This window comes from Vibrio sp. 1580, assembly GCF_033340055.1.
Genome location: NZ_JAWOVT010000408.1, coordinates 1 through 623 on the forward strand (window position 1 = coordinate 1; position 623 = coordinate 623).

The following is a 623-nucleotide window of genomic DNA, read 5'->3' on the forward strand; positions in this document are numbered from 1 at the left end:
TTCACGCATATAAAAAGCGGTTTATTTTAATAATATTTCATATTGCGTCTATACTCTTACAAGCCATGTATTTCGATTTATTCAAGCGATGTAAATATGGATATTTTGCTTTTGGCTTGAATACAAAATTAATATTTCAATCAATTGCTTATTGAGATATTTAACCATTCCAACGCAATCCCACTTACTTTAGGACGAATCGAGAGGGACTATGAACGGTTTAAAGTCGATCGCTACATTAATATTTTTTATTTTACTGCTCACCGGATGTGGTCCAGACAGCAAAAACGATCAAAATACACCACCACCTGCACTTGGTGATTTCGAGGTCAGTGTTTCCGAGCCATCATTGGTCACTCAAGAAACCGGAGAAACCAAACTGGTGGTCGATTTTACCGTCAAAGACGGCAGTGGCAGATCTCATGAGCTAGACGAAACGAAAGATTTTCGCATCGCACTTCTTAAAGCAATGCCCTCTCGTGTCGATACACAAAATTCGAGCGATCCAGCCTTTGCGTTCAATGGGCGTCATGGCAATACCTATTGGAAGAGTTTCCATCACTCAGGTAATACCACAAATAACCGTGCCAGCATGGAGAGTGTTTGGGATGGAACACTAGTAA

Annotated in this window: 1 pseudogene; it reads left to right on the plus strand. The window is 40.1% G+C overall.

The features are described from left to right. Positions 1–211 precede the first annotated feature (211 nt). Positions 212–623: pseudogene (locus tag R7093_RS26290) on the plus strand (cytochrome C); the annotation flags it as partial.